Source organism: Micromonospora eburnea (assembly GCF_900090225.1).
Taxonomy (GTDB): domain Bacteria; phylum Actinomycetota; class Actinomycetes; order Mycobacteriales; family Micromonosporaceae; genus Micromonospora; species Micromonospora eburnea.
Window position 1 is genome coordinate 5,991,105 of the sequence record NZ_FMHY01000002.1, and the last position, 25,563, is coordinate 6,016,667.

Annotated in this window: 17 protein-coding genes; 5 read left to right on the forward strand and 12 right to left on the reverse strand. The window is 72.4% G+C overall.

The features are described from left to right. Window positions 1–36 precede the first annotated feature (36 nt). The 7 genes from GA0070604_RS25935 to GA0070604_RS25965 all read right to left on the reverse strand — a co-directional run bounded on the left by GA0070604_RS25935 (window position 37) and on the right by GA0070604_RS25965 (window position 8,532). The gene (locus GA0070604_RS25935; RefSeq protein WP_091124026.1) at window positions 37–1,521 is read right to left on the reverse strand and encodes a sugar transferase; all 1,485 of its coding nucleotides are present in this window, start codon (window positions 1,519–1,521) and stop codon (window positions 37–39) included. A gap of 214 nt (window positions 1,522–1,735) precedes the next feature. Next, a complete protein-coding gene (locus GA0070604_RS25940) occupies window positions 1,736–3,484 on the reverse strand; it encodes a VWA domain-containing protein (RefSeq protein WP_091127417.1) in 1,749 nt (582 codons plus the stop codon). Window positions 3,485–3,636: 152 nt separating this feature from the next. After that, complete coding sequence (locus GA0070604_RS25945) at window positions 3,637–4,671, reverse strand: lactonase family protein (protein WP_208602169.1); 1,035 nt, start codon at window positions 4,669–4,671, stop codon at window positions 3,637–3,639. 131 nt (window positions 4,672–4,802) lie between these two features. Further along, entirely contained in the window at window positions 4,803–5,405 is a 603-nt protein-coding gene (locus GA0070604_RS25950) for a GTP-binding protein (RefSeq protein WP_091124033.1), read from the reverse strand. Beyond that, a complete protein-coding gene (locus GA0070604_RS25955) occupies window positions 5,386–5,775 on the reverse strand; it encodes a DUF742 domain-containing protein (protein ID WP_091127418.1) in 390 nt (129 codons plus the stop codon). Before GA0070604_RS25955 ends, GA0070604_RS25950 begins: the two co-directional genes overlap by 20 nt. Next, window positions 5,765–6,178 (reverse strand): roadblock/LC7 domain-containing protein, encoded by a 414-nt coding sequence (locus tag GA0070604_RS25960; RefSeq protein WP_208602170.1) that lies wholly within the window; start codon window positions 6,176–6,178, stop codon window positions 5,765–5,767. Before GA0070604_RS25960 ends, GA0070604_RS25955 begins: the two co-directional genes overlap by 11 nt. 8 nt (window positions 6,179–6,186) lie before the next feature. After that, entirely contained in the window at window positions 6,187–8,532 is a 2,346-nt protein-coding gene (locus tag GA0070604_RS25965) for a sensor histidine kinase (protein ID WP_091124041.1), read from the reverse strand. A 380-nt stretch (window positions 8,533–8,912) separates the two neighbouring features. On the opposite strand from GA0070604_RS25965, the gene GA0070604_RS25970 reads away from it, so the two are divergent. Further along, entirely contained in the window at window positions 8,913–9,341 is a 429-nt protein-coding gene (locus GA0070604_RS25970; protein WP_091124044.1) for a hypothetical protein, read from the forward strand. A gap of 101 nt (window positions 9,342–9,442) precedes the next feature. Next, the gene (locus GA0070604_RS25975) at window positions 9,443–9,850 is read left to right on the forward strand and encodes a hypothetical protein (RefSeq protein WP_091124046.1); all 408 of its coding nucleotides are present in this window, start codon (window positions 9,443–9,445) and stop codon (window positions 9,848–9,850) included. A gap of 104 nt (window positions 9,851–9,954) precedes the next feature. Here the strand turns inward: GA0070604_RS25975 and GA0070604_RS25980 are convergent, their stop codons facing one another. Then, on the reverse strand, window positions 9,955–11,751 hold the full coding sequence (locus GA0070604_RS25980) for a glycoside hydrolase family 6 protein (RefSeq protein ID WP_091124050.1): 1,797 nt from the start codon (window positions 11,749–11,751) through the stop codon (window positions 9,955–9,957). Between the two features lie 612 nt (window positions 11,752–12,363). Between GA0070604_RS25980 and GA0070604_RS25985 the strand changes: the two genes are divergently transcribed. Both GA0070604_RS25985 and GA0070604_RS25990 read left to right on the forward strand, forming a co-directional pair. After that, entirely contained in the window at window positions 12,364–13,350 is a 987-nt protein-coding gene (locus GA0070604_RS25985) for a hypothetical protein (RefSeq protein WP_141721401.1), read from the forward strand. After that, window positions 13,337–14,095 (forward strand): class F sortase, encoded by a 759-nt coding sequence (locus GA0070604_RS25990; RefSeq protein WP_091124059.1) that lies wholly within the window; start codon window positions 13,337–13,339, stop codon window positions 14,093–14,095. Before GA0070604_RS25985 ends, GA0070604_RS25990 begins: the two co-directional genes overlap by 14 nt. 70 nt (window positions 14,096–14,165) lie before the next feature. Here the strand turns inward: GA0070604_RS25990 and GA0070604_RS25995 are convergent, their stop codons facing one another. Beyond that, a complete protein-coding gene (locus tag GA0070604_RS25995) occupies window positions 14,166–19,223 on the reverse strand; it encodes an NAD-glutamate dehydrogenase (protein ID WP_091124063.1) in 5,058 nt (1,685 codons plus the stop codon). 298 nt (window positions 19,224–19,521) lie between these two features. Here GA0070604_RS25995 and GA0070604_RS26000 point away from each other — a divergent pair, with 298 nt between their 5' ends. Then, window positions 19,522–21,489 carry a penicillin-binding transpeptidase domain-containing protein gene (locus GA0070604_RS26000; protein ID WP_091124066.1) on the forward strand — a complete coding sequence of 656 codons (1,968 nt, stop codon included), beginning with the start codon at window positions 19,522–19,524 and terminating at the stop codon, window positions 21,487–21,489. Window positions 21,490–21,596: 107 nt separating this feature from the next. Here the strand turns inward: GA0070604_RS26000 and GA0070604_RS26005 are convergent, their stop codons facing one another. The 3 genes from GA0070604_RS26005 to icmA form a co-directional block, all read right to left on the reverse strand. Further along, a complete protein-coding gene (locus tag GA0070604_RS26005) occupies window positions 21,597–22,715 on the reverse strand; it encodes an arginase family protein (RefSeq protein WP_091124070.1) in 1,119 nt (372 codons plus the stop codon). A gap of 66 nt (window positions 22,716–22,781) precedes the next feature. Then, complete coding sequence (locus tag GA0070604_RS26010) at window positions 22,782–23,687, reverse strand: tetratricopeptide repeat protein (protein ID WP_091124073.1); 906 nt, start codon at window positions 23,685–23,687, stop codon at window positions 22,782–22,784. 137 nt (window positions 23,688–23,824) lie between these two features. After that, entirely contained in the window at window positions 23,825–25,513 is a 1,689-nt protein-coding gene (gene icmA, locus GA0070604_RS26015) for a coenzyme B12-dependent isobutyryl-CoA mutase large subunit (protein WP_091124077.1), read from the reverse strand. Between the last annotated feature and the right edge of the window lie 50 nt (window positions 25,514–25,563).

Here is a 25,563-nt window from a genome sequence, read left to right on the forward strand (position 1 = left end):
CGACCTGTGCGAAGGCGCAAAAGTGCTCGACCCGGCTCAGTACGCGCCGCGGCTGCGCAGCACCGCGCCGAAGGTCTTCCAGAGGATGGTCAGATCGGCGGCGAGCGACCAGTTCTCCACGTAGTAGAGGTCCAGCCGGATGCCGTCCTCCCAGCTCAGGTCCGACCGGCCGCTCACCTGCCAGAGGCCGGTCATGCCGGGCTTCACCAGCAGTCGGCGGGCCACGTCGCCGTTGTACCGGGCCACCTCGGAGGGGAGCGGTGGACGGGGGCCGACCAGGCTCATCTGCCCGAGCAGCACGTTGGCGAGCTGGGGCAGCTCGTCCAGGGACCACTTGCGCAGCAGCCTGCCGACCCGGGTCACCCGGGGGTCGTCGCGCATCTTGAACATCAGCCCGTCGGTCTCGTTGCGCGCGGCCAGCTCGGCCAACCGGGCGTCGGCGTCGACCACCATGGTGCGGAACTTCAAGACCCCGAACTCCCTGCCGCCCTGGCCGACCCGGATCTGGCGGAACAGCACCGGCCCCCGGCTGTCCAGGCTCACGGCGAGCGCGATCACCACCAGCAGGGGCAGCAGCAGGAGCAGCGACACCAGCGACACCGAACGGTCGACCAGGCCCTTGACCAGCTTCCGCCCGCCCCGGAACTCGGGCGCCTCGACGTGGATCAGCGGCAGGCCGGCGACCGGACGGGTGTGGATGCGTGGGCCGGCGACGTCGGTCAACGCGGGGGCCACGACCAGGTCGACCCCGGTGTTCTCCAACTGCCAGCCGAGCCGGCGCAGCCGGGCCGCGGTCAGTTCACCGGAGGCGGTGACCGCCACGGTGTCCGCGCCGATCGCGGTGGCCGCCGCCGGGATGCCCCGGAACGAGCCGACCACCGGCACGTCACCGAGCCGCTGGGGCACCGGGGCGAGCAGCGCGTCCGGGATGCAGGCCCCGACCACCTGGTAACCGGCGTACGGCTCGCGACGCAGGGTGTGCACCAGCTCCAGGACGTGCGCGGTGTCGCCGACCACCAGCACCTTGCGGGACCAGCCGGCGCCCCGGTCGCGGGCGCGGTGCAGGCGCTTACGGGCGGCGAACCGGGCCACCTCCAGGCCCATGGTGCCGACCGCGAAGGAGATGGCCAGGAAGCCCCGGGAGACCCCGAACTCGACGATGTAACCGACGATCGCGATGCCGCCGGCCAGCCGCAGGCTCGCCGCGCTGACCCGCCGGTACTCGTCGGCGCCGTAGCCGATCACCCGGCCGTCGTAGCAGCGCATCGCGCGCAGCGAGATCAGCCAGCCGAGCAGCAGCGCGGGCGCCACCACCACGTACGGGATCTCGGAGCCGCTCGGCTGCTCGTCGCCGAAGCGGGCAACGTACCCGACCAGGATGGCGACCGCGAGCACGGCGGTGTCCAGCACCACCAGGACCCGGATGTAGGCGCGCTCGGCGGCGCGGGTCGTCGGACCGGGACGGCCGCCGCCCGGCCACGTCGCCGTTTCGGCGAAAGTCGGCGCCGTCGCCGAGGTCACCGGCCCTCCCCACGTCGCGCAGGCCGAACCCGAACCGCACCAGCTCGATCGGGGAACCACGGCTCGGGGTACCGAGCCATCTTGCCTCGACGGGGATCGATGCCGCTACTTCCGACGTATTGCCGTCACTTCTCCCGCACGGGCGAAGACGGAAGGCCTCCGCCGTACCGGATCCACCATCCGGTGCGGCGGAGGCCGTTCGCTGAGTGCCAGGTCAGCGGGGTGCCGGCGGCCGCAGCGCGATGGCCTGCAGGAAGATCTCTCCGATCTTGGTCGGGTCGGCGGTGATGAACGGCCGGCCGCCGGTGATCGCCGTGATCGGCTCGAGCTCCGCCTGGCTGACACCGGTCCCGATGCCGATGATGATCACCTGAATCGGCTGCTCCGGGTCGCGCAGCTTCTTGAGCTGGGCGAGCAGGTCCTTCTGGGAGATGCCGTTGTCGTCGTCGTTCTTGCCGTCGGTGAAGAGCACGATCGAGTTGACCTTGCCCGGCTCCCAGTCCTCCTGGACCTTCCTGTACGCCGCGAGAACGGTGTCGTAGAGGCCGGTGTTGCCGCTCGACGGCTTGATCGAGGCGAGGCCCTGCCGCAACGAGTTGCGGTTGCTCGACAGCGGCTTGATCGGTACGACCTCCCGATAGTCCTGCGACCCGTTCAGGTTGGTGGAGAAAGTCCACAGCCCGATCGACCAGGAGTCGTCGAAGAGCTGGAGGCCCTGGGTCGCCGCCGCCACGGTGACCTGCAACCGGGTGGCGCCGTTGGCGGCCGCCACCTTTTCCTTCATCGAGCCGGAGACGTCGATGACGGCGAGCATCCGGCCGGACTGGGTGGCGACCGACCAGGTGCTGGTGGCCTTCTGGATGGCGTTCGGGTCCAGCTCGGCCGCGCCCTGGCCGGTCGGCGGAGCGGAGCTGCCGCCGACTGCCGGGGCCGGTGCGCCCCGCGGCGCCTGGAACCCGTCACCCCAGTTGCCGTCCGGCCCGCGCAGCGACTGCGCGGCCAACCGGTCGCGGAAGCTCGGGGTCTTCAGCACGTCGAAGAGCACCTTCGCGGCCGACGCCTTGGCCGGCTCGATCCCGGGCAGCACCGCGAACGGATAGTCGAGCGGCATCGGCGCCGGTTCCAGGTAGAGCGCGGCCAGCGGGATCGGCGGCTTGGTGCTGTTGTACGCGATGACGTCCTCTTCGGAGAGCGCGGCGGCACCCAGCCCGTTGGCGATCGTCGTCGGGTCGGACGAGCGCGGGAAGCGCGCGAGAAGGTCCTGCCGCAGCGAGGACCGGTTGGTGGCCAGCGCCCGCAGCGCCCCGATCGTCGCCTCCTGCGCCTGGGCCGACCCGGCGCCGCCGGTGGCGCCGGCCGCGGCGCTCAGCGAGAGCAGCCCGGAGAGACCGGCCGCGTCCTGGGTCGGCTCGACGATGCCGGCGCGCAGCGCCTTGCTGCTGTTGACCTGGGCCAGCAGATCGCGCCAGGTCAGCTTCTTGTCCGGCCAGCCGATCCGGGCGGCCACCGGCTCGGGCATGGCGACCACGACCGGGCTGCGGGCGATCGAGGTACCGGTGGTCGCGGCGAGGGCGGTGGCACCGCCGGACTTGAGCCGCACCAGCCAGGTGGAGGAGTCGGGCACCCAGATGTCCGGCGTCACCGCCGTGCCGCTGGCCTGCCCGACCCCGGCCAGCGTGGCGCCGTGCTTGCTCGCCACCGCGGCGGCCACGTCGACCGGCTCGGCGGCGGCGACGTTCACGGCGACGCAGGTGTCACCGACCGCCGCCCCGTCCTTGACCCACTGGTCGGCCGCCGCCTTGACGGCGGGAGCGATCTCGGGCACGGCCGCGACCGACAGCTGGATCCGCCCCGAGCAGGACGGTCCCGCCAGCTGCTGGTAACCGAACCAGGAGCCGGCTACTACGACGACGAGCGCGGTGGCCGCCGCAACGGCACCTGCCCCTCGAAGGCTTGAACGCATGCGATGGCGGCCAGACACGGTGACCATCTTGCGTATCTCGTGGGGTTACTGCCACATCCGTTCGGACGAAAGTTACGCAGCAGAAACAGTTGACCAGCGAAACATTACCTTGAGTGGCACCCCGCCCGGCGGGGAGTCACGCTGCCCGGGCCTCACGGCCGTACGCAGGTCGGACTCGGCATCGGCACCGGCTCACCCACCGGCTCCGGCACCCCGGTGTCGGAGTCCACCCGGAAGGTCCTGATCATGTCGGCCCGCTCGTCGGCCACGTAGAGGTGTCCGCCCGCCAGCGCGAAGTGCCGTGGCCACTCCCCGCCGGTGTCGACCTCGGCAACCAGCTCGGGCGCCGCGCCGCCGAGCGCGAAGACGGCCACCGTGCCCACCCCCCGGTTGCCGACGTAGAGGAAGCGGCCGTCCGGACCGACGGCGATCTCGGAGGGCTGGACGTGGCCGACCCGCCCGCTCGCGTCCACCCTGATCCGCTGGCGCAGCCCGTCGGCGGTCAGGTCGTACCCGGTGACCGTCCCGTCCAACTCGCCGACCAGCCAGCAGCGCCGCCCGTCGGGATGCCGGGCGAGATGCCGGGGCCCGGCGCCGGCCGGCGTACGCAGCCGCGGGGCGAGCGGCACCAGCCGGCCGGAGGCGGTGTCGAGGTCGTACCGGTAGACCGAGTCGGTGCCCAGGTCGACGGCGAGCAGCGGCCCGCCGTCCGGATCGGGCGAGACCATGTGGCAGTGCGCCCGCTCCTGCCGCTGCGGGTCGGCGCCGCGCCCCTCGTGCCGGACCAGATCGCTGCGCTCCCCCGGTACGCCGTCGGCGTCGAGCGGGAACACGGCCACGCTGCCGCCGCCGTAGTTCGCCACGAAGAGGTGCCGCCCGTCCGGGGCGACCGCCAGGTGACAGGGCTCGGCCCCGCCGGTCGGGCGGACCCCGATCGGGTCGAGGTCGCCGTCCGGCGCCACCCGGAACGCGCTGAGCTGCCCCTCGGACAGCTCGTTGACCGCGTAGAGCACGGGCATCGCCGGATGCCGGACCAGGAACGACGGCGACGGGGTGACCGCCACCGTGCCGAGCGGGGTCAGCTCCCCCGACACCGGGTCGCGGCGGGCCGCGACGATGCCCTCGGCCCGCCCACCCGCCTCCGCCGTGTAGCCGCCGATGTGGACGACCGTGTCCTGTGCGCTCACCGGTTCCACCTTCCGCCCGAGTCCTCCGGTCGATCCAACCAGAGGCTGACCGGGATCCCGACCGGTTGGCCGCTATCCGGGACCCGCCCCCACGGGCGTCCCGACCCGACGGGCGGCCGGCGGTCGCCGGGTCAGCCCACCGGCACCGGCTCGCCGCGCTGCCGGGCGACGTGCTCGACCAGCTCGATCAGCACCAGCTTGCCGGACTGCCGGTCCCGGGCGTCGCAGAGCACCAGCGGCACGTCGGGGTCCAGGTCCAGCGCGTCGCGTACCGCCTCCAGGCTGAACCGCCGGGCCCCGTCGAAACAGTTCACCCCCACCACGAACGGGACGCCCCGCTGCTCGAAGTAGTCGATCGAGGGGAAGCAGTCCGCCAGCCGGCGGGTGTCGGCGAGCACCACCGCGCCGAGGGCGCCGAAGGCCAGCTCGTCCCAGAGGAACCAGAACCGGTCCTGCCCCGGTGTGCCGAAGAGGTAGACCTGCAGGTCGTCGTTGATGGTGATCCGGCCGAAGTCCATCGCGACCGTGGTGGTGGCCTTCTCCTCCACCCCGGAGACGTCATCGGTACCGACGCCGGCCCGGGTCAGCACCTCCTCGGTCTGCAACGGCCGGACCTCGCTCAACGAGCTGACCAGCGTCGTCTTGCCGGCCCCGAAGCCGCCGGCGATGAGGATCTTCAGAGCCAGCGGGACCGGCAGCGGGCCCGCCTCCCGGTCAGAGCGCACGGAGTCCATTGACCACCGCCTTGAGGATGTTGTCGTCGGGCAGGTGTGCGGCGGCCGGCGGCTGCTGCACCGCGACGAGCCCCCGGGCGAGCAGGTCGCCGAGCAGCACGCGGACCACGCCGACGGCGAGGTCCAGGTCCGCGGCGAGGTCGGCGAGGGCGGCCGGCCGCCGGGCCAGCTCGACCAGGCGCCGATGCTCCGGCTGGAGACCCGGCAGGCGGGCGGCGTCGGCCACCGTGGTGGCTCGCACGAACGCCACCAGGTCGATGCCGCCGACCGGCGGTCGCACCCGGCCGCCGGTGAGGGTGTACGGACGGACGACCGGGCCGGCGGCGGCGTCCAGCCACTCGTGCTGTGGGCCCGGCGCCTCAGCCCGCATCGAGCCCACCCGACGCCGACCGGACCGGGGCGGTCAGGTTCTCCCCGACCCGGATCACCAGCATCGCCATCTCGTACGCCACCAGGCCGATGTCGGCGTCGGCGTCGCTCACCACCGCCAGGCAGGCGCCCTGCCCGGCCGCCGTGACGAACAGGTACGCGGACTCCATCTCCACCACGGTCTGCCGGACCGCGCCGCCACCCACGTGCCGGGTGGCGCCCTTGGCGAGGCCGGAGAACCCGGAGGCGAGGGCGCAGAGGTGCTCCGCGTCGCTGCGGTCCAGCTCGGTCGAGGCGCCGAGCAGGAGCCCGTCGGCCGACAGCACCACCGCCTCGCGGGCGGCCGGCACCCGCTCCACCAGGTCGTCGAGCAGCCAGTCCAGATCGGCGTTCTGCCGCGTCATGTGCACCACTAGGCGTCCCTCTCGGTTGCGGTCGAAGGTTGCGGTTCGGGTGCCGACACCGGCGGGGAGGTTGTCCCCGCCCCGGGCGCGCCGGTGGACGAGCCACCCCCCGTGGACTGGGCGGCGGCGGCGCGGGCGCCGTCCCGGCGGCCCAGAGCGGTGCCGGCCTGGAGGGCGGACATGGCCCGGCGGGCCTCCTCCGGCGGCCGGTGCGCCGGGGTGTCCACGACGGTCGGCCGGGGCCGGGCCGCGGGGCCGCGCCGACGGACCCGGCGGGGCAGGCCGTCGCCGTCGGCGGGCGGCTCGACCGAAGAGGTACGGCCGGCGGAGAGTGGCACCACCGCCGACTCGGGGCGGTCCCGCACCGGCCGGGCGGCGCGCGGTCGGGGCACCGTGCTCAGCCGGGTGACCTTGGCCATCCGCTGCTCGTCGGGGCCGGCCGCCCCGGCGTCCCGGCCGGTCGGGCCGAGCGCCGGCTCGTCGGTCACCAGTTCGGCCGGGATGAACACGACGGCCGTGGTGCCGGCCGGGGTGGCCAGCCGCAGCTCGACCCGGACGCCGTGCCGGTCGGCCAGCCGGGCCACCACGAACAGGCCCAGCCGGGCGCTGTCGGTTGGGTCGAACTCCGGGGAGCGGGACAGTTTGTCGTTGGCGTCCGCGAGGGCCCGCGGCGACATGCCCAGCCCGTGATCCGTGATCTCGATGGCGTACCCGCCGGGCACGCTCCGCCCGGTCACGTCCACCCGGGTGCCGGGCGGGGAGAAGGCGGTGGCGTTCTCGATCAGCTCGGCGAGCAGATGGATCACGTCGCCGACGGCCCGGCCGAGCACCCCGGCCGGCTGCACCTCCCCCACGTCCACCCGGTCGTACGACTCCACCTCGGAGATCGCGCCGCGCAGCACGTCGACCGCGGCGACCGGGCTCCGCCAGCCCCGGCCGGGGGCCGCGCCGGCGAGGATGACCAGGTCCTCGGCGTGCCGCCGGAGGCGGGTGGCGAGGTGGTCGACCTGGAACAGCCCGGCCAGCTCGTCCGGGTCCTCGGTCTGCCGCTCCAGCCGGTCCAGCAGCGCCAACTGCCGGTGGACCAGGCCCTGGCTGCGCCGGGCGATGTTGAGGAAGACCTCGTTGAGGCCCCGGCGCAGGGTGACCTCGTCCACGGCGGCCTGCACGGCGGTGCGGCGTACCTCGTTGAAGGCCCGCGCCACCTGGCCGATCTCGTCGCTGCCGTGGTCCAGCTCGGGCGCCTCCCGGGCGACGTCCACCTCCTCGCCCCGGCGCAACCGGGCGACCACGTCGGGCAGTCGCTGTTCGGCCATCTCCAGCGCGGAGGTGCGGACCCCGGACAGCCGGCGGGCCAGCGACCGGCCGACCCGCAGCGCCACCAGCAGGCAGACCACGATGGCGACCAGGCCGAGCACCCCGGCCGCGGCGAGCCGGACCAGGATGGCCACCGCCATCGGCACGGACCGCTCGGCCAGATCGTCGGCGCCGCGCAGCTCGAAGTCCCGTAGCCCCTGCCAGACCGCCGCCTGGCTGGACTCCCAGGCCCGTACGTCGAACCCGGCCGGCAGCTCGCGGGCGCGGATCAGGCCATCCTGGAGACCGTGCAGCCGGACGTACGCCTCCCCCTCGGTGAACCGCTGGTATTCCGCGCGTTCCCGCTCGGGCAGGTCGGCCATCGCGTTCTCCACCAGGAACCGCTGGTTGTCGATGGTGCGTACCAGTTGCTCGTGCTCGCCCTCGGCGTACCGCCCGGCGGTGAGCGCGCCGGCGAGCAGCGCGTCGGTCTGGCCGAGCAACTCCCGGGACCGGCCGAGCGCGGTCAGCGCCAGCGCCTCCCGGTTGAGCTGGTTGTCGGGGAGGGCGGCCATCGCGGAGAACGCCTGGAAGGCCGAATTGATCATCCCGCTGTAGAGGCCGGACGCACCGGCCCGGTCGACCTTCCGGGCGTCGATGAAGCCCCGGCCGGCGGGCAGCGCGTCGAGCGCGGAGACGAGCTGGTCGAGCCGGGCGTCGAGCAGGTCGTCGGCGGCGTCCCGCAGATCCGGCCCGTCGACCCGGCGGCGTAGCTCGGCGACCGCCCGGTCGGTGCGGGTCCGTTGCTCGGCCAGCGCGGGCAGGACGGTGTTCCCGGCGAGTTGGACGACCGACAGTCGGCGTTCCCGCTGCAACTCGGTGACGACCACCTCGCCGGGCCGGCCCAGGTCGTAGAGGAGGGTACGCGCGGCGAGCAGGTCGAGGGCGGGCCCGAAGGTCAGCGACGTGGCGAAGATCCAGAGCGCCAGCAGCGCGGTCACCGGTCCGATGACCAGCGCGGTCAGCTTGGCGCGGATCGGCCAGTCACGGGTGTTCATCAAACCTCGCCCGGAAGGTGTCGCAGGGGTGGCGCCTGCCGGCCGGAGGTCCCGGCCGCGACGCCCGGCCCCGGATCGGGCGCCCTGGGCAGGATACGTAATTGCCGACCGATGCACTACCGGCCGTCTCGGCCGTCACTACCGTCCGAGATGTTCCGGTGTGTACCCCCATGGCGGCGGCTGCCCGCCGGAACGGCAGGGGTGGGCCACTCCTCCACCACCAACGTGCGGCATGTGGTGGTCTCGGAGGCAGCGGAGACCGCCAGGTGCGGGACATGGCGTGGATCATCCGGGGAATCAGCGGGGAAGGAGTCCCGGTCGGGCAGCCGCGCCACCCGGACCACGAACCTGAGTCACGAGCCGCTGAGGAGGTCGCTGCCATGCGCCCGGAAGAGCAGCAGGTCCCACCGGAACAGCCCGAAGCCGCCCGGACCGACGCACCCGAGGAGGCCGCCGACACCGACACCCGGCCCGAGTACCACGACCCGGCCCCGCTGCCGACGGCCTTCGGGGCGACCACCGTGGGTGACGCGGTGGCCGCCTCCGCGATGGCCAGCGGACGGCCCGAGGACGAGCGGGACCCGCGCGGCGAGGACACCGCCCAGCCGGGCGACGGGGCCCCGGGGCGGACCGACGCCCTCGACGACGTGCGGGCCGACCCGACGGCCGGCGACTGGCTGCACAGCCCCGAGCCCGCGGCCGAGTCCTCCGGCCCGCCCGACGGCCCCGGGCCGACGGTCGACACCGCCGGGTACGGCCGCGCCGAGCCGAGCATGGTCGACCCGGACGCCGGCGTCGGGAAGCCCTGACCTGCATCACTCGACCGCGGCAGCGCGGTCTCCGCGCGGAATGGGCCGGCCGCTGCCGGGTACGCCAGGGGGATCACGGAACGGGACAGGAGGGCAGCAGCATGACGGATCGTGACCGCGGGGGCGAGCGACCGCTGGAGGAGACTCCCGAGGCGGCCGCGGCGGTGGACGACGACAGCACGGTGCCGCAGTTGCGCACGGGCGGCGGCGCCGACCGGGACACTCCCGTCTTCGCCGAGCCGGACGGCGCGGTGCCGGACACCGGGACGCCGGACATCCTCGGCGACCCGTACGCGGCGGGAACCGGGCCGACCGGCACCGGGACCGGGGCGACCGGCACCGGCACCGGTGCGGCGGACGACAACCGGCGCACCGGCGCGGAACAGCCGTGGGACCCCGAGGACCTGGTGGCCGCCCGGGGGCAGGACCTCACCCCGGAGAACATCGAGCGGGCCCGCCGTGACCTGGCGGAGCTGGGCCGGGCGGCGATCGAGAAGACGGTCCCCTGACAGCCGGGGGCCCCTGGCCGACCTCGTCAGGTCGGCCAGGGGCCCGGGGGAACCCGTCGCGGCGGTGCCTCACTCCCGCCGCGACGGGTGGGCCGGCCGCTGGCTCAGGAGAGCGGCGGGTAGGCGTTGCGCATGAGCTCCTGGAACTGCGCGGAGAACCAGGCGCCCGAGATCGGCGCGTTCGGCAGGGCACCGCTCTTGCTGTTGCCGTTGCGGGCGTTGCCGCCGTAGTTCGGGTCGCACATCTGGTCGAAGCCCTTGCCCTCGTTGTTCGGGATCTCCTTGCTGGAGCCGTCCGACTCGCCCGGGGGCTTCACCCAGACGTACGCGTCGATGCCGCTCGCCGGGTTGGCCCGGGGCCGCTCACCGAGGCCGGCACCGGCCTGGTTGCACCAGTTGCCGGTGTGGAACCGCCGGTCGATCCGGCCGCCGTCGACGTAGGTGTCGACGCTGGTCGTCGCGCCCGGGCCGGTGGGCCGGGCGGTGCCGCCCCAACCGTTACGGGAGGTGTCGATCAGCATGCCGATACCGCTGTCGAAGCCGTTCGAGATCGCCTGCTGCCGGAACGCCTGGGCGAACGACAGCTCGTCGACGTACTGGTTCCAGTCGATCCACTTGGACTGCCGCACGGTCTGGCCGTTCACGTTGTCGGTGATCTTGACGTACGGCTCCTGCAGCGCGGAGTAGTTCGCCGTGTTGACGATGAAGCCGTGCACGTTGCGGACCGTGCTGCCGGAGGCGGTGGCGGCCTGCTTGATGACCTGGATGGTCGGGACGAGGTTGGTGTCCCAGCCGATCCAGCCGTGGTGCGCGGCGTCGACGTAGTTGTAGACGTTGCCGATCGCACCCAGCTTGGCCAGGGCGTAGCCGACGCCGTTCACGTACGCGCCGTTGGCCTTGACCGTGTCGCACATCACGGTGCCGCCCGCGTTGCCCGAGGTGTTGGTCACCAGGTTGGGCAGCGAGTCGATCTCGATGATGTTGATGATCCGCAGGTTGCGGTACTTCGCGTCGCTCTGGATCGCGGCGATCGGGTCGATGTACTCGGCCTTGTAGCGAGGCAGGTCGTTCGGACCCAGCTCACCGTTGGAGGCCAGCGCCGAGCAGTCGCGGCCGGGCAGGTTGTAGATGACGAACTGGATGTAACCGGCGCCCTGGGCGAGCGCGGCGTCCAGGTGGTCCCGGACCCCCATCGCACCGTTGGAGCTGCTGTTCGGGGTGCCGTTGATGGCGGCGATCCGGTCCAGCCAGACCGCGGTCGGGTTGTTCGAGACCCGGCTGCCGCCCGGCTCGCCCTCCGCCTTGGCCTTCCACTCCGGGTTCACGTACCCCTTGACCCCGGCGTACGGGTTGTCCACCTTCTGCCCCGGCGGCGGGGTGGTGGGCGGCGGGGCCGTGGTCGGCGGCGGGGCGGTGGTCGGCGGGGCGCTGGTCGGGGGCGTCGTGGTCGGCGGGGCGCTGGTCGGCGGGGTGCCCCCGTTGCAGACCGTGCCGTTCAGGGTGAACTGGGTCGGCTTCGGGTTGCTGCCGCTCCAGGAGCCGTTGAACCCGATGGTGGTGCTGGAGCCGCTCGGCAGCGAGCCGTTGTAGGACTCGTTCTTCACGGTGACGTTCTGGCCGCTCTGCGTCCAGATCCCCGACCAGCCGTTGACGACCTTCTGCTGGCCGTTCGGGAAGGTGAACCCGAGCGTCCACGAGTTGAGCGCGTCGCCGAGGTTGTTGATCGTCAGGTTGGCGGTGAAGCCGCCCGGCCAGTCGTTGGTGGTGTAGTCCACCCGGCACTGGGTCGCGGCCTGCGCCGCGGTGACCGGGAGGGTCACCAGCCCGCCGGCGACCAGGACGCCCGCACCGGTGAGTGCGAGGGCCCGGCTCCGGCCGGACAGCCTTCTCCACAGATTCATACCACTGATCTCCTTGGGCGAGACCGGATCCGCGTACGTACCCGGCGAAAGAGGCCCCTCGGGACGTCCGACTGGGACGGCCGTCGGTGCCACGGTGTCTTCGGGGGGTGCCCGACCCGGACGGGCGTGGTGGTGGTGAACGCGACCGGCGAGGTGCGGCCGGCCGACGGTCAGAACGCCGCCCGGTGACCCGGTTGCCCTCGACGTCTGTACTCGCGGTGTGGCTCCCCTGACCGCGTGCAGAGATTCTTGCATGGGAGCGCTTCCATGGCAATGCCTCGATGCCGTTCCGGCCGGCGTCCGGGGTGAAGAGCCCATCCGGCGCGGGTACGGCCGGTTACCGGCAAACGGGTCCAGGCAGGTGGAACGCGGCGGGGCGACGTCGCGACGGAACGACCCGGCACACGCGGACCCCAGCGGGCCACACCAACCGGGAAGACCCCGGAAAGCCCAATGGCGGGCCGACACCTCCTTAGCCCTTCTATGCCCCCCAAAACTCGACAAACTCCTAAACGCGAATGTTTCCCCGGATAAGCCGCAGAAAGGTCTAACGTCTGGCGTAGCTCGACCGTCGTCGAGTTCAGGACGAACAGGGATGGAGTGACGCTGGTCATGGGAAAGAAGATGCTCGGGAAGGTCGTTGCGGGCGCCGCTCTCGGTGGTGCGTCCCTGCTGCTGTTCTCGCCTGCGATGGCGAACGCGGCCGGACACAGCGCGTACGTGGGCAACGTCGCCGCCAAGCCGCAGGTCAGCCTTCTTGAGACCTGCCCTGGGGGCCACGAGGACTGGGACCGTAAGAACTTCGACCGCAAGGACTTCGACCGCAAGGACGAGGACCGCAAGGACTTCGACTTCAAGGACGAGGACCGCAAGAACCACGACGGCAAGGACGAGAAGGGCAAGGACCGCGACCGCAAGGACGAGGACCGCAAGGACCAGGACCGCAAGGACCAGGACCGCAAGGACGAAAAGGGCAAGGACTGGGACGGCCGGTCCGACGAGAGCTGGCAGCCCGGCGACTGGGGCCAGGGCGGCGGCATGACCGACGACCAGTCGGACATGGACCGCAAGGACCAGGACCGCAAGGACGAGGACCGCAAGGACGAGGACCGCAAGGACGAGGACCGCAAGGACGAGGACCGCAAGGACGAGGACCGCAAGGACCACGACGGCAAGGACCAGGACCGCAAGGACGAGGACCGCAAGGACCAGGACCGCAAGGACCACGACGGCAAGGACCAGGACCGCAAGGACGAAGAGCGCAACGACCGGGACAACAAGGAGCGCGACGGCAAGGACCACGACTTCAAGAACGAAGAGCGCAACGACCGGGACAACAAGGAGCGCGACGGCAAGGACCACGACTTCAAGGACGAGAACCGCAAGCACGAGAACCGCAAGGACGAGGACCGCAGGGACGAGGACCGCAAGGACCGCGACCACTGCTTCCCGCGGGGTCACGTCGACGGTGGTGACGGTGGCATGACCACCACCAGCATGGACCGCAACATGGCCGCCAGCGGGGTGGGCGTGATCAGTGCCGCCGCCCTGGGCGGGATGGTTCTGCTGCGCCGGCGTCGGGCCAATGACCTCGTCTGACCGGACGGCGACACGGGCCGGCGGCCGTCACGGGAGACCGTGGCGCGCCGCCGGCGCGGCCGTCGTCGTTCTCCTCGCCATGCTGGGCGCCGGCATGATCGGTGCGTCCTTCCGAACCGTGCCGCCGCCCCGCCCGCCCCAGCCGCTCGCCCAGGCCGGCCCCGCCGATCCGACCACGGCCGGCATACCGGGCTCCGGCTACGGCACCGGTACGGTGACCGCCGACCAGACGCCCGCCGGCGACGGAGCCACGGACCCGGCGAACCCGGACGTCGCCCCCGCCGGGCTGCCCCGGTCGACCCCGACGACCATCTCGATCCCCAAGATCGGGGTGCAGGCCGAGATCATGTCCCTCGGCACCAACCCGGACGGCACCGTCCAGGTCCCCCCGCTTGACCAGGCCATGAAGGCAGGCTGGTACTCCCCCGGCGCGAGCCCCGGCGAGCCCGGCAACGCCGTCATCGTCGGCCACGTCGACTCGGCCAAGATCGGACCGGCGGTCTTCTTCAACCTCGGCGCGCTCCAGCGCGGCGACACCATCAGCATCGCCCGGGAGGACGGCTCGACCGCGACGTTCACCGTCAACGAGGTCAAGTCGTACCCGAAGACGGCCTTCCCCACCGACCTGGTCTACGGCCCCAGCGACCAGCCCGGCCTGCGGGTGGTCACCTGCGGCGGGACCTTCGACCAGAGCGCGGGCAGCTACGTCGACAACGTCATCGCCTTCGCCAGCATGACCCCGTGAGGTGGTACGGACGGGCGCGGCCCGGTGGTCGGATTCCGACCACCGGGCCGCGCCGGTGTCCGTCCCCGGGTCAGGCCGCCGCCGACGTCCGCACCAGGGTACGGATCTGCCGCAGCAGCACCGACAGCGCGGAGAGATCGGCCCGGGACTCGTCGAACTCACCCATCGCCCGGTGCGCCCGGTGGATCGAGGTGGCGTTCGCCTGCTCCCACTCCTGCACCCGGTCGACCGGCGACACGCTGTCCGGGGTGGAGCCGAGGACCTCCGCGGTGAGCGCGGCCAGCGCGGCGTACAGGTCGTAACGCAGCGCCATCCGGGCCAGCGTCTGCCAACGGTCCTCCCGCGGCAGCAGGGAGATCTTCGACAGCAGGGCGTCCACCCGGAACCGGTCGGAGAGGACGAAGTAGACCGCGGCCACCTCGCTCACGTCCCGGCCGGTCGACTGGGCGGTCTCCACCACGTCGAGCAGGCCGAAGCTGTACATCAGGCGGGTCGCCTGCTCGGCCAGCTCGCGGGGCAGCCCCTTCTCGGTCAGCGAGTCGATGTGGGCGACGATCGCCTCCCGCTCGCTGCCGAAGAAGAGGTTCTCCAGGTCGGGCAGGAGCTGCGCCACCCCATCCCGCAGCCGGGCGATCTCGCCCGGCACGTCGATCGGCGAGCGCCGGTTCGTCACCAGCCAGCGCACCGCGCGGTCGAGCAGCCGGCGGGTGTCCAGGTAGACGCTCGTCTGCAGTTCCGGCGAGACCTTGTTGTCCAGCGCCTCGATCGCCTGCCAGACGTCGCGCAACCCGAACACCTCGCGCACCACCACGTACGCCCGCAGCACGTCCGCCGCCGACGCCGCCGTCTCCTCGACGGTGCGGAAGACGAACGAGATGCCACCCCGGTTGATCGCCTCGTTGACCAGCACGGTGGTGACGATGTCCCGGCGCAGCCGGTGGCGGCCCATCCGGTCGGCGAACCGCTCCCGCAGCGGAGTGGGGAAGTAGTTGACCAGGATCTCGGTCGTCCACTCCTCGTCGGCCAGCCCCTCGCCGACGACCTCGCGCTCCAGCACCATCTTCACGTACGCCAGCAGCACCGCGAACTCCGGCGCGGTCAGCCCGGTCTCGGTGCGGACCGCGAGCTCCTCGTCCGGCGGGAGCGCCTCCAGCGCCCGGTTGATCTGCCCGGCCCGCTCCAACTCGCTGATCATCCGACGGTGCACCGGCAACAACGAGGCGGCCTGTGCCTGGGCGTTGATGAGCGCGCGGGCCTGCTCGTAGTTGCTCCGCAGCACCAGCTGGGCGACCTCGTCGGTCATCTGGGCCAGCAGCTCGTCGCGCTCGGGCCGATCCAGCTCGCCGTCGGCGACCGCCGTGTTGAGCAGAATCTTGATGTTCACCTCGTGGTCGGAGCAGTCCACCCCGGCCGCGTTGTCGATGAAGTCGGTGAAGATCCGCCCGCCGTTCTGCGCGTACTCGATCCGGCCGTGCTGGGTCCAGCCCAGGTTGCCGCCCTCGCCGGCGACCCGGCACCGCAGGCTCTTGCCATCGACCCGGATGGCGTCGTTGGACTTGTCCCCGACCTCGGCGTTGCTCTGCGTCGACGCCTTCACGTAGGTGCCGATGCCGCCGTTCCAGAACAGGTCCACCGGCGCGGTGAGGATCGCCTTCATCAGCTCCTGCGGCGAGATCTGCTCCACGTCGTCGTCGAGGCCGAGCCGCGCCCGCACCTGCGGGCTGACCGGAACCGACTTGGCGGTACGCGAGTACACCCCGCCGCCCTCGGAGATCAGCTCCGGGTTGTAGTCCTCCCAGGACGACCGGGGCAGGTCGAACAGCCGCTTGCGCTCCTGCCAGGAGGCGGCCGCGTCCGGGTCCGGGTCCAGGAAGATGTGCCGGTGGTCGAACGCGGCCACCAGCCGGATGTGCTGGGACAGCAGCATCCCGTTGCCGAACACGTCGCCGGACATGTCACCGACGCCGACCACCGTGAAGTCCTGGGTCTGGGTGTCGTGCCCCAGCTCCCGGAAGTGCCGCTTCACCGACTCCCAGGCGCCCCGGGCGGTGATGCCCATCTTCTTGTGGTCGTAGCCGGCCGAACCGCCGGAGGCGAACGCGTCGCCCAGCCAGAAGTCGTGCCCGGCCGAGATCTCGTTGGCGATGTCGGAGAACGTCGCGGTGCCCTTGTCCGCCGCCACCACCATGTACGGGTCGTCGCCGTCGTGCCGGACCACGTCCTCCGGCGGCACGATCTCCCCGCTGGCGATGTTGTCGGTGACGTCCAGCAACGCCCCGACGAACTCCTTGTAGCAGGCCACCGCCTCGTCCCGGTCGCCCGGCTTCTGCTTGAGCACGAAGCCGCCCTTGGCGCCTACCGGCACGATCACGGCGTTCTTCACCATCTGCGCCTTGACCAGGCCGAGCACCTCGGTGCGGAAGTCCTCCCGCCGGTCCGACCAGCGCAGGCCGCCCCGGGCCACCGGCCCGAACCGCAGGTGCACGCCCTCGAACCGGGGCGAGTAGACGAAGATCTCGAACTTGGGCCGCGGCGCCGGCAGGTCCGGGATCGCCTGCGGATCCAGCTTGAACGCCACGTACGACTTGGGCCGCCCGCCGACCGGCTTCTGGTAGAAGCTGGTCCGCAGGGTGGCCTGCATCAACGTCAGGTACGACCGCAGGATGCGGTCCTGGTCGAGGCTCGCCACCTCGTCCAGCGCCTCGCCGATCGCGGTGACCAGCTCACCGCTGCGCTGCCGCCGCTCGTCCATCGTGGTCTCGCCCGGGGCGAACCGGGCCTCGAAGAGCTCCACCAACAGCGAGGCGATCTTCGGGTACGCGATGAACGTCTGCTCCATGTACTCCTGGGAGAAGACGGTGCCCGCCTGCCGCAGGTACTTCGCGTACGCCCGAAGCACCACCACCTGCCGCCAGGTGAGGCCGGCCCGGAGGACCAACTCGTTGAAGCCGTCCACCTCGGCCTCGCCCCGCCAGGCGGCGGCGAAGGCGTTCTCCGCGTGCGGGCGGACCTCGGCCAGATCCTGGTGCGCCTCCGGCAACCGCAGGCCGAAGTCGTACAGGAAGACCCGGCCGTCGACCCGGTCCACCTCGTACGGGTGCTCGTCGACGACCCGGACGCCGAGCGAGTGCAGCACCGGCAGCACGGCGGAGAGCATCATCGGCTCGCCGTACCGGTAGACCTTGAACCGGACGTCCATGGCCTCGCCGACTTCGGTCCGTTCCTCGACGCGCGGCGGCACCTGCTTGCGGAACAGGTGCATCTCCAGCTGGCCGGGCTCCTCCAGCAGCTCCAGCTTGGCCAGGTCCTTCATCGCCTCGTACGGCGTGTGCCCGTCCTTGTAACCCTCCGGGAACGCGTCGGCGTACCGGGCGAACAGGTGCTTGGCCTGCTCGTCGCCGAGCTTGCGCTCCAGCACCAGGCGGTAGTCGTCGTCCCAGAGCCGGGTCGCGTCGGCCAGTTCCTCGGCGAGCAGATCGGCGTCGATGTCCCCGGGCGGGTTGCCCGGGTCGGTCCGGACGGTGAAGTGCACCCGGGCGAGCATCGACTCGGTGACCCGGGTGGTGTAGTCGACCCCGACGCCGTTCAGCTCACGCAGCAGGATGTCCTGCATGCGCAGCCGGTTCTGGGTGGTGAACCGGTCCCGCGGCAGATAGATCAGGCACGAGATGAACCGCCCGTACCCGTCGCGGCGCAGGAACACCCGCAGCTGCCGGCGGCCGGCCATCCGCAGCACGCCGACCGCCGCGTGGTAGAGGTCGTCGGTCTTGATCTGGAACAGCTCGTCGCGCGGGTAGGTCTCCAGGATCTGCAACAGGTCCTTGCCGGAGTGGCTGCGCAGGCTCAGCCCGGAGCGGTCCAGCACCTCGGCGACCTTGCGGCGGACCACCGGCAGCTCCTGCACGCTGGTCCGGTACGCCGCCGTGGAGAACAGGCCCAGGAAGCGCCGCTCCCCGACCACCTCGCCGGCCTCGTTGAAGATCTTGAAGCCGATGTAGTCGAGGTAGGCCGAACGGTGCACGGTCGCCCGCGAGTTCGCCTTGGTGATGATCAGCAGGCGCTTCTCCAGCACCTTCTCGTGCGCCTCGGGCGTCATCGACGACAGCGACCGGGCCTCCGGCGAATCCGAGCGCAGGATGCCCAGCCCGGTGCCGAGGACGGCCTCAAGGGCTTGACCGCCGTCCGCACCGTCGGTGTCGACCAGCCGGTACTCGCGGTAGCCGAGGAAGGTGAAGTGGTCGTGCGCCAGCCAGCGCAGCAGCTCCACCGAGTCGGTGATGTCCTTCTCCGGCACCGGCGGGCGGCTCTCGGAGGTCCGCGCGGCGGCCAGCTCGTCGGCGAGGGCCAGGGCCCGCTGGCGCATCTTCGGCCAGTCCTCGACCGCCTCGCGGACGTCGGTGAGCACCCGCTGCAGCTCCTTGCGCAGCCGCTCCCGCTCGGCCGGGTCGCGCACCGGGTCGATCTCGATGTGCATCCAGCTCTCGACCAGGTCGCCGGCGATCGCGTCGTCCGGCTCCACGTCGGCGGAGACCTCGGTCAGCCGGCCCAACGGCTCCCGCCGGACCACCACCAGCGGGTGCACCAGCAGGTGCACGTCCAGGTGGTACGTGTTGAGCAGCGCGGTCACCGAGTCGACCAGGAACGGCATGTCGTCGGTCACGATCTCGATGACCGTGTGGTGCTGCTGCGCGTCCGGCTCGTGGATGCGCAGCTTCAGCTCACCCGGTACGCGCTGCTGCGCCAGCTCCCGGTGCGCCCGGGCGGCGTCGAGCATCTCCTCGGCGGTGAAGCCGATCAGCTCCTCGTCCGGCGCGAAGCGCCAGAAACGGTCGACCAGGGTCGCCGCGTCGTGGTCGTGCCCGGCCAGCGCGACGGCCTGGGCCACCAGGCGCTCCGCGTTGGGTACCGGCTCGTCCAGCTCGGTGCCCTCCGACTCGTCGGCCAGCGCCTGCGCCGGCAGGCCCAGCTCGTGAAGGGTGTCGATGCTAGAACCGGTCATCCCGGTCACTCCTGTGTCAAGACGACCGAAACCGTCCCCGTCGGTCGCCGTGTCGAAGCTGTCGTCTTCCCGGCCGGTGTCAACCTGCCGGAGGTCGGGTCCCGGTTTTGTCGCCGGACGCCGGTCCATCGGTGCCACTCCCCTCGACCCACCGCATTGTGGGTCACTCTGCCGCCCAGCCTAGGCCCTGCCGCTCTGACCGTTCGTCGGCGGACCACTGGCCGGACGTCCGGTTCGGGACTCTGTCCTTTCACCCGTTGCGGGTCCGTGGTCGGCCGGTCGCGGAGTACCCCGGCTCGCGATGTTCATCACACCGCCGGAGGTGCCATTCCGCTACGTCGGAGCGGCAGCGGCGCGGAGGCGGGGCGGAGGAAACACGCCCGGCGTACTAGCGTGCAGGGCAGCTTCACACCGGAAGGACTGCTTCATGCCCGTGTCGCACCCCGTTCGCCGCCGCCGCTTCCCCCGCCGCCCGGTCCTCGCGGCCCTGGCCGCCGCCGCGCTGACGGCCGCCGGGCTGACCGGGTGCTCCGGCGAGGACGGGCCGGAGCGCAGCGTGGACGCGTTCCTGAAGGGCTGGCACTCCGGCAACCTCCAGTCGGTGGGCTTCATCGACCCGGCCGGCACCCGCCTCCCCGCCGACGAGGTGGCGAAGGAGATCAAGGCGCTCTCCGGCGAGCTGGCCGCCACCCCGCCGGAGCTGAAGCGGACCGGCAACGCAGAGATCACCGCCGACGTCGCCACCGCGCGGGTCCAGGTGACCTGGTCCCTGCCGGGCCAGACCCGCTGGGCCTACGAGAGCCCGGTACGCCTCAAGCGCGGCGACGACGACCAGTGGCAGGTGATCTGGGAGCCCGCCATCGTCCAGGAGAAGCTGGAGAAGGGTGACCGGCTCGCGTTGCGCCGCGACACCGCGCCCCGGGCCGGGCTGCTGGACGGCGCGGGCAACCCGATCGTCGCGCCCCGGCCGGTGGTCCGGGTGGGCGTGCAGCCCAGCGAGGCCGGCGACGTGAAGGCGCTGGTACGCCAGCTCGACACCGCCTTCAAGGCGATCCGTCCCGCGCTCGTCCCGCCGGTCGACCTCACCGATCTGCCCAAGCGCCTCGCCGAGGCCGACCCTGGCGCGTTCGTCGAGGTGGTGACGCTGCGCGACGAGGCGTACCGGCAGATCAAGCCCCGGATCTACGACCTGCCCGGCACCAAGTTCCAGGCCGACAAGCTCGACCTGGCGCCCACCCGGGAGTTCGCCCGGGCCCTGCTCGGCTCGGTGGACCAGGCCCAGGCCGACGACATCCAGGCCCACCCCGACAAGTACGTCGCCGGTGACATGGTCGGCCACGGCGGCCTCCAGGGCCGGTACGACGACCGGCTGCGCGGCGTCCCCGGGCTGACCGTGGTCACCGAACGCCCCGGTCCCGACGGCACCAGAACCCCCACCGGCACCGAGGTGTTCCGCAGCGAGCCCAAGCCCGGCCAGCCGCTGCGGACCACCCTCGACGTGGCCACCCAGAACGCCGCCGACGCGGCGCTGCGCGGAGAGTCCCGGCGCTCCGCCCTCGTGGCCGTACGGATCAGCGACGGCGCGGTGCTGGCCGCCGCCAACGGCCCCGGCCCGGCCGGCGAGAACCTCGCCTTCACCGCCCAGGTCCCGCCCGGCTCGACCTTCAAGATGGTCAGCTCGCTCGCCCTGCTGGACGGGGGCGCGGTGACCCCGCAGGCGACCGTGCCCTGCCCGAAGACGTTCGTGGTGGACGGCCGCCCGTTCAAGAACTCCGACAACTTCGAGCTGGGGTCGGTCCCGTTCACCACCGACTTCGCGAAGTCGTGCAACACCGCCTTCGCCTCGCTCGCCCCGAAGCTCGGCCCGGACGGGCTGGCGCAGGCCGGGCGCAGCCTCGGCCTGGAGGGCGAGTGGGATCTCGGCGCGGACGTCTTCACCGGCAAGGTGTCCGCCAACGGCTCCGCCACCGAGCAGGCCGCCGCCGCGATCGGGCAGGGCACCACGGTGGTCAGTCCGCTGGCCATGGCCGGTGCCACCGCCGCCGTCGCCCGGGGCCACTGGGAGCAGCCGAAGCTCGTGCTCGACCCGGCCCCGCAGCGGCCCGCAGCGGCCGGTCCGGCCCTCAAGGCCGAGTCCGTGGCGGCGCTGAAGACGATGATGCGCGCGGTGGTCACCAGCGGCTCGGGCAGCGCGTTGAAGGACGTCCCCGGCAAGCCGGTGCACGGCAAGACCGGCACCGCCGAGTACGACAACAACCCGGAGCACACCCACGCCTGGTTCGTCGGCTGGCAGGGCGACATCGCGTTCGCCGTCTTCGTCGAGCAGGGCGGCTCCAGCACGGCCAGTGCCGTCCCGATCAGCGAGCGTTTCCTGCGCGCCCTCGCCGCCCGCTGACCCCCGAGCCCGCCCCCGCCCGCCCACCGGCCCCGGGATCACGCTCGATCGCGGAGGTGGTGCCCTCGACCCCGCCCGGAGGCCACTACCTCCCGGATCGTGCGGGTTCAGCCGGCGATCGGGCCCCCGGTGATCGGGGTGGAGGGCTCGTCCTCGGCGGCTGCGGGGTCGGTCGGTGCCGGGCCGATGGGCTCCACGGCGACCGCGGGGGCCGGGCTGTCCGCCGGGGGTGGCAGCAGCGGACGATCGACGGCGCGTCCGCCACGCCGGGGCGCCGGGGCGGCGGGCAGCAGCCGGGGCGGCAGCGCGCTCGGCGCCGAGACCGGGGCCAGACCGGACACCACCGTGTTGACGATCTCGCTGGCGTACGTCCCGTCCGGGTCGTAGTCGGGGTCGAAGACGGTCAGCTCGACGCCGAGACAGTGCGGGGTGTCCACCAGACCGGCGAGCAGGATCTCCAGCTCGGCGAAGGCGATCCCGCCCGGGTCGGGCGCATCCACGGCCGGCATCACCGCCGGGTCGAGCACGTCCACGTCGATGTGCACCCAGTAGCCGGCGCAGTCCGCCAACTGCTCGTGGGCCCACTGGGCGGTCCGGGCCGCGCCCTCGGCCCGCAGCGCCGGCACCGGCCGGGTGGTGATCCCGGCGGCCTGGAGGTCGAGACGGTACTCGTCCTGCGCCCGGATGCCGAGCACCACCACGTCGATGTCCCGGAAGTACGGGCGGCGCCCCTCGATGGCGGCCAGGTCGGCCTGCCCCCGACCGGTGACCAGGGCCAGGTCCTCGCCCGCCGCCGCGCCCACGTAGGAGGCGTTGCCGGGGTGCCGGAAGTCGGAGTGCCCGTCGACGAAGACCAGCCCGATCCGGCCGCCGACCGCCTCACCGAGCCGGTGCATCGCCAGCGCCGAGCCGAGCAGCACCGAGCAGTCCCCGCCCAGCACCAGGGGGAACTCACCCCGATCGATGATCGCGCCGATCCGGTCGGCCAGCGCCACCGAGTACGCGGAGATCTCCGGGGCGTGGCAGACCCCGTCGCCGGGCCGCCAGTCGCCGGGGTCGTACCGGGGCGGGGTGAGGCAGCCGGCGTCGCGGGCCCGTAACCGGGCGAGCAGGTCGTGGTCGCGCAGCGCGCCGGGTGCCTTGCCGCAGCCCGGGACGGAGGTGACGGTCGGCGGGCGCAGCCCGAGGTTTGTCGGCGCGTCGAGGACGGCGATCCGGCGCATCATGGGCTCCCGTCCTCGGCGGTCGGGCGGGCCGGCCGGTACGCCGGCCCGCGCTGGCGTGCTACGAACTCAGAACAGCGCGCTGGCCAGGGCCCGTCGGGCCGAGGCCACGGCCGGGTCCTCCGGGCCGGCGATGGTGAAGAGGCCGACCAGGTGCTGGCGTACCTTCTCCCGGTCGTCGCCGGCGGCCCGGCGGACCAGGCCGACGAGACGCTGGTAGGCCTGCTCGGCCAGGCCGCTGAGCACCTCGACGTCGGCGGCCAGCAGCTGCGCGTCGACATCGTCGGGTGCGGCCGCCGCGGCGGCGAGCGCCGCCTGCGGGTCGACGCCGGCCACCCGGCGGGCCAGCCCGACCTGGGCGAGGCCCGCCTCCGCCACCGCGTCGGTCGGCGAATCCGCGAGGATCTTCCGGTACGCCCGCTCGGCCGCGTCCAGGTCACCGCTCATCAGGGCGTCGTCCGCCGCGTCGAGACGGGGGTCCTCCGGCGCGGCGACGCTGACCCCGCCGGCCTTCAGGACGGCCTGGATCCACTGGCGCAGCTGGGCCTCCGGCACCACGCCGGAGAAGGCGTCGATCGGCTGCCCGCCGACGATCGCGTAGACCATCGGGATGCCCTGCACCCGGAACATCTGGGCGATCCGCGGGTTGGCGTCCACGTCCACCTTGGCCAGCACCCACGCGCCGCCGCCCTCCACCGCCAGCCGTTCCAGCACCGGCGAGAGCTGCTTGCAGGGCTCGCACCACTCGGCCCAGAAGTCCACGATCACCGGGGTGGTCAGCGAGCGTTCGAGGACCTCGGACTGGAAGGTCGCCTCGGTCACGTCGATGACGCTGACCCCGCCGACGGCACCGCCGGGAGCGCCGGCGGGGGGCCCGGCCTTGACCGGGGCAGGGGTGGTTGCGGCGCTACGCAGTGCGCTGAGGTCGACCGCGCCGCGGGTGAAGATCGACGAGGTGATCCGTGGGTCGCTCATGGTTGTCTAGTCTCGCACGTGTCCCGCGGAACTCAGATCAACCGCGACGGCGACAGTTGCAACTCTCACCCCTGGTCGGACGCAAGGAGGGGCCCCTTCTTAACGCCTCGCGTAGGGAAGGGGCCCCTCCTTAACACCTAGAACCGGGCGGGCTCGCGGTAGACGCCCCACTCGGCGCGCAGCGCGTCGCAGATCTCGCCCAGGGTGGCCTCGGCGCGGACCGCGTCCAGCATCGCCGGGATCATGTTCTCGCCGGTCCGGCCGACCTCGACCATGCGCTGCACGGCGGCCCTGACCGCGGCGTCGTCGCGGCCGGCCTTGCGCTCGGCGAGCACCCGCCGCTGCTCCAACTCCACCTCGTGCGAGATGCGCAGGATCTCCAGGTCCTTGGCGACGGTGCCGGTGTGGCAGTTCACGCCGACGATCCTCTTGTCGCCCTTCTCCAGCGCCTGCTGGTAGACGAAGGCGGACTCGGCGATGTGCCCGGTGAACCAGCCGTCCTCGATGCCGCGCAGAATGCCCGAGGTCATCGGGCCGATCTTGTGTGGGCCGTCCCCACCGAGCTGCTTGATCCGGGCGAAGATCTTCTCCGCCTCGGCCTCGATCCGGTCGGTGAGCGCCTCGACGTACCAGGATCCGCCGAGCGGGTCGGCCACGTTGGTCACCCCGGTCTCCTCCATCAGCACCTGCTGGGTACGCAGGGCGATCTCGGCCGACTCGTCGGTGGGCAGGGCGAGGGTCTCGTCGAGGGCGTTGGTGTGCAGCGAGTTGGTGCCGCCGAGCACCGCCGCGAGGGCCTCCACTGCGGTCCGGACCACGTTGTTGACCGGCTGCTGGGCGGTCAGCGAGACCCCGGCGGTCTGGGTGTGGAACCTCAGCCAGAGCGCCTTCTCGCTGGTGGCGCCGTAGACGTCACGCAGCCAGCGGGCCCAGATCCGGCGAGCGGCCCGGAACTTGGCGATCTCCTCGAAGAAGTCCACGTGGGAGTCGAAGAAGAAGCTCAGCCCCGGCGCGAAGACGTTGACGTCCAGCCCGCGGGAGAGGCCCAGCTCCACGTAGCCGAACCCGTCGGCCAGGGTGTACGCCAACTCCTGCGCGGCGGTCGCGCCGGCCTCGCGGATGTGGTAGCCGGAGACCGACAGCGGCTTGTACCTCGGGATCTCCCGGGCGCAGTACTCCATCAGGTCGCCGATCAGGCGCAGGTGCGGCTCGGGGTCGAACAGCCACTCCTTCTGCGCGATGTACTCCTTGAAGATGTCCGTCTGGAGCGTGCCGTCCAGGGTGGACAGGTCGGCGCCCTGCCGCTCGGCGGCGACCAGGTACATGCAGAAGACCGGCACGGCCGGGCCGGAGATGGTCATCGAGGTGGTCACGCCGGCCAGGTCGATGCCGTCGAAGAGCACCTCCATGTCGGCGGCCGAGTCGATGGCCACGCCGCAGTGCCCGACCTCGCCGAGCGACTGCGGGTCGTCGGAGTCGCGCCCCATCAGGGTCGGCATGTCGAAGGCGACGGAGAGGCCGCCGCCACCGGCGCCGAGGATCATCTTGTAGCGCTCGTTGGTCTGCTGGGCGTTGCCGAAGCCGGCGAACTGCCGGATGGTCCAGGTCCGCCCGCGGTAGCCGGTCGGGTGGAGGCCCCGGGTGTACGGGAACTCGCCCGGCCAGCCGATCCGCTCGAACCCGGGGTAGGGCACGCCCTCCGGTGGGCCGTACACCGGGTCCACGGCCATGCCGGAGAGCGTGGTGAAGTCCGCGTCCCGCTTGCGGGCCGCGTCGTAACGGGCCTGCCAGCGGGCCCGACCGGCGGCGATCTCGTCGGCGTCCATGCGCGGAGCTCCTCCTCGAGTCCTCGACTGAAGACCGAGTGTAGAACGGT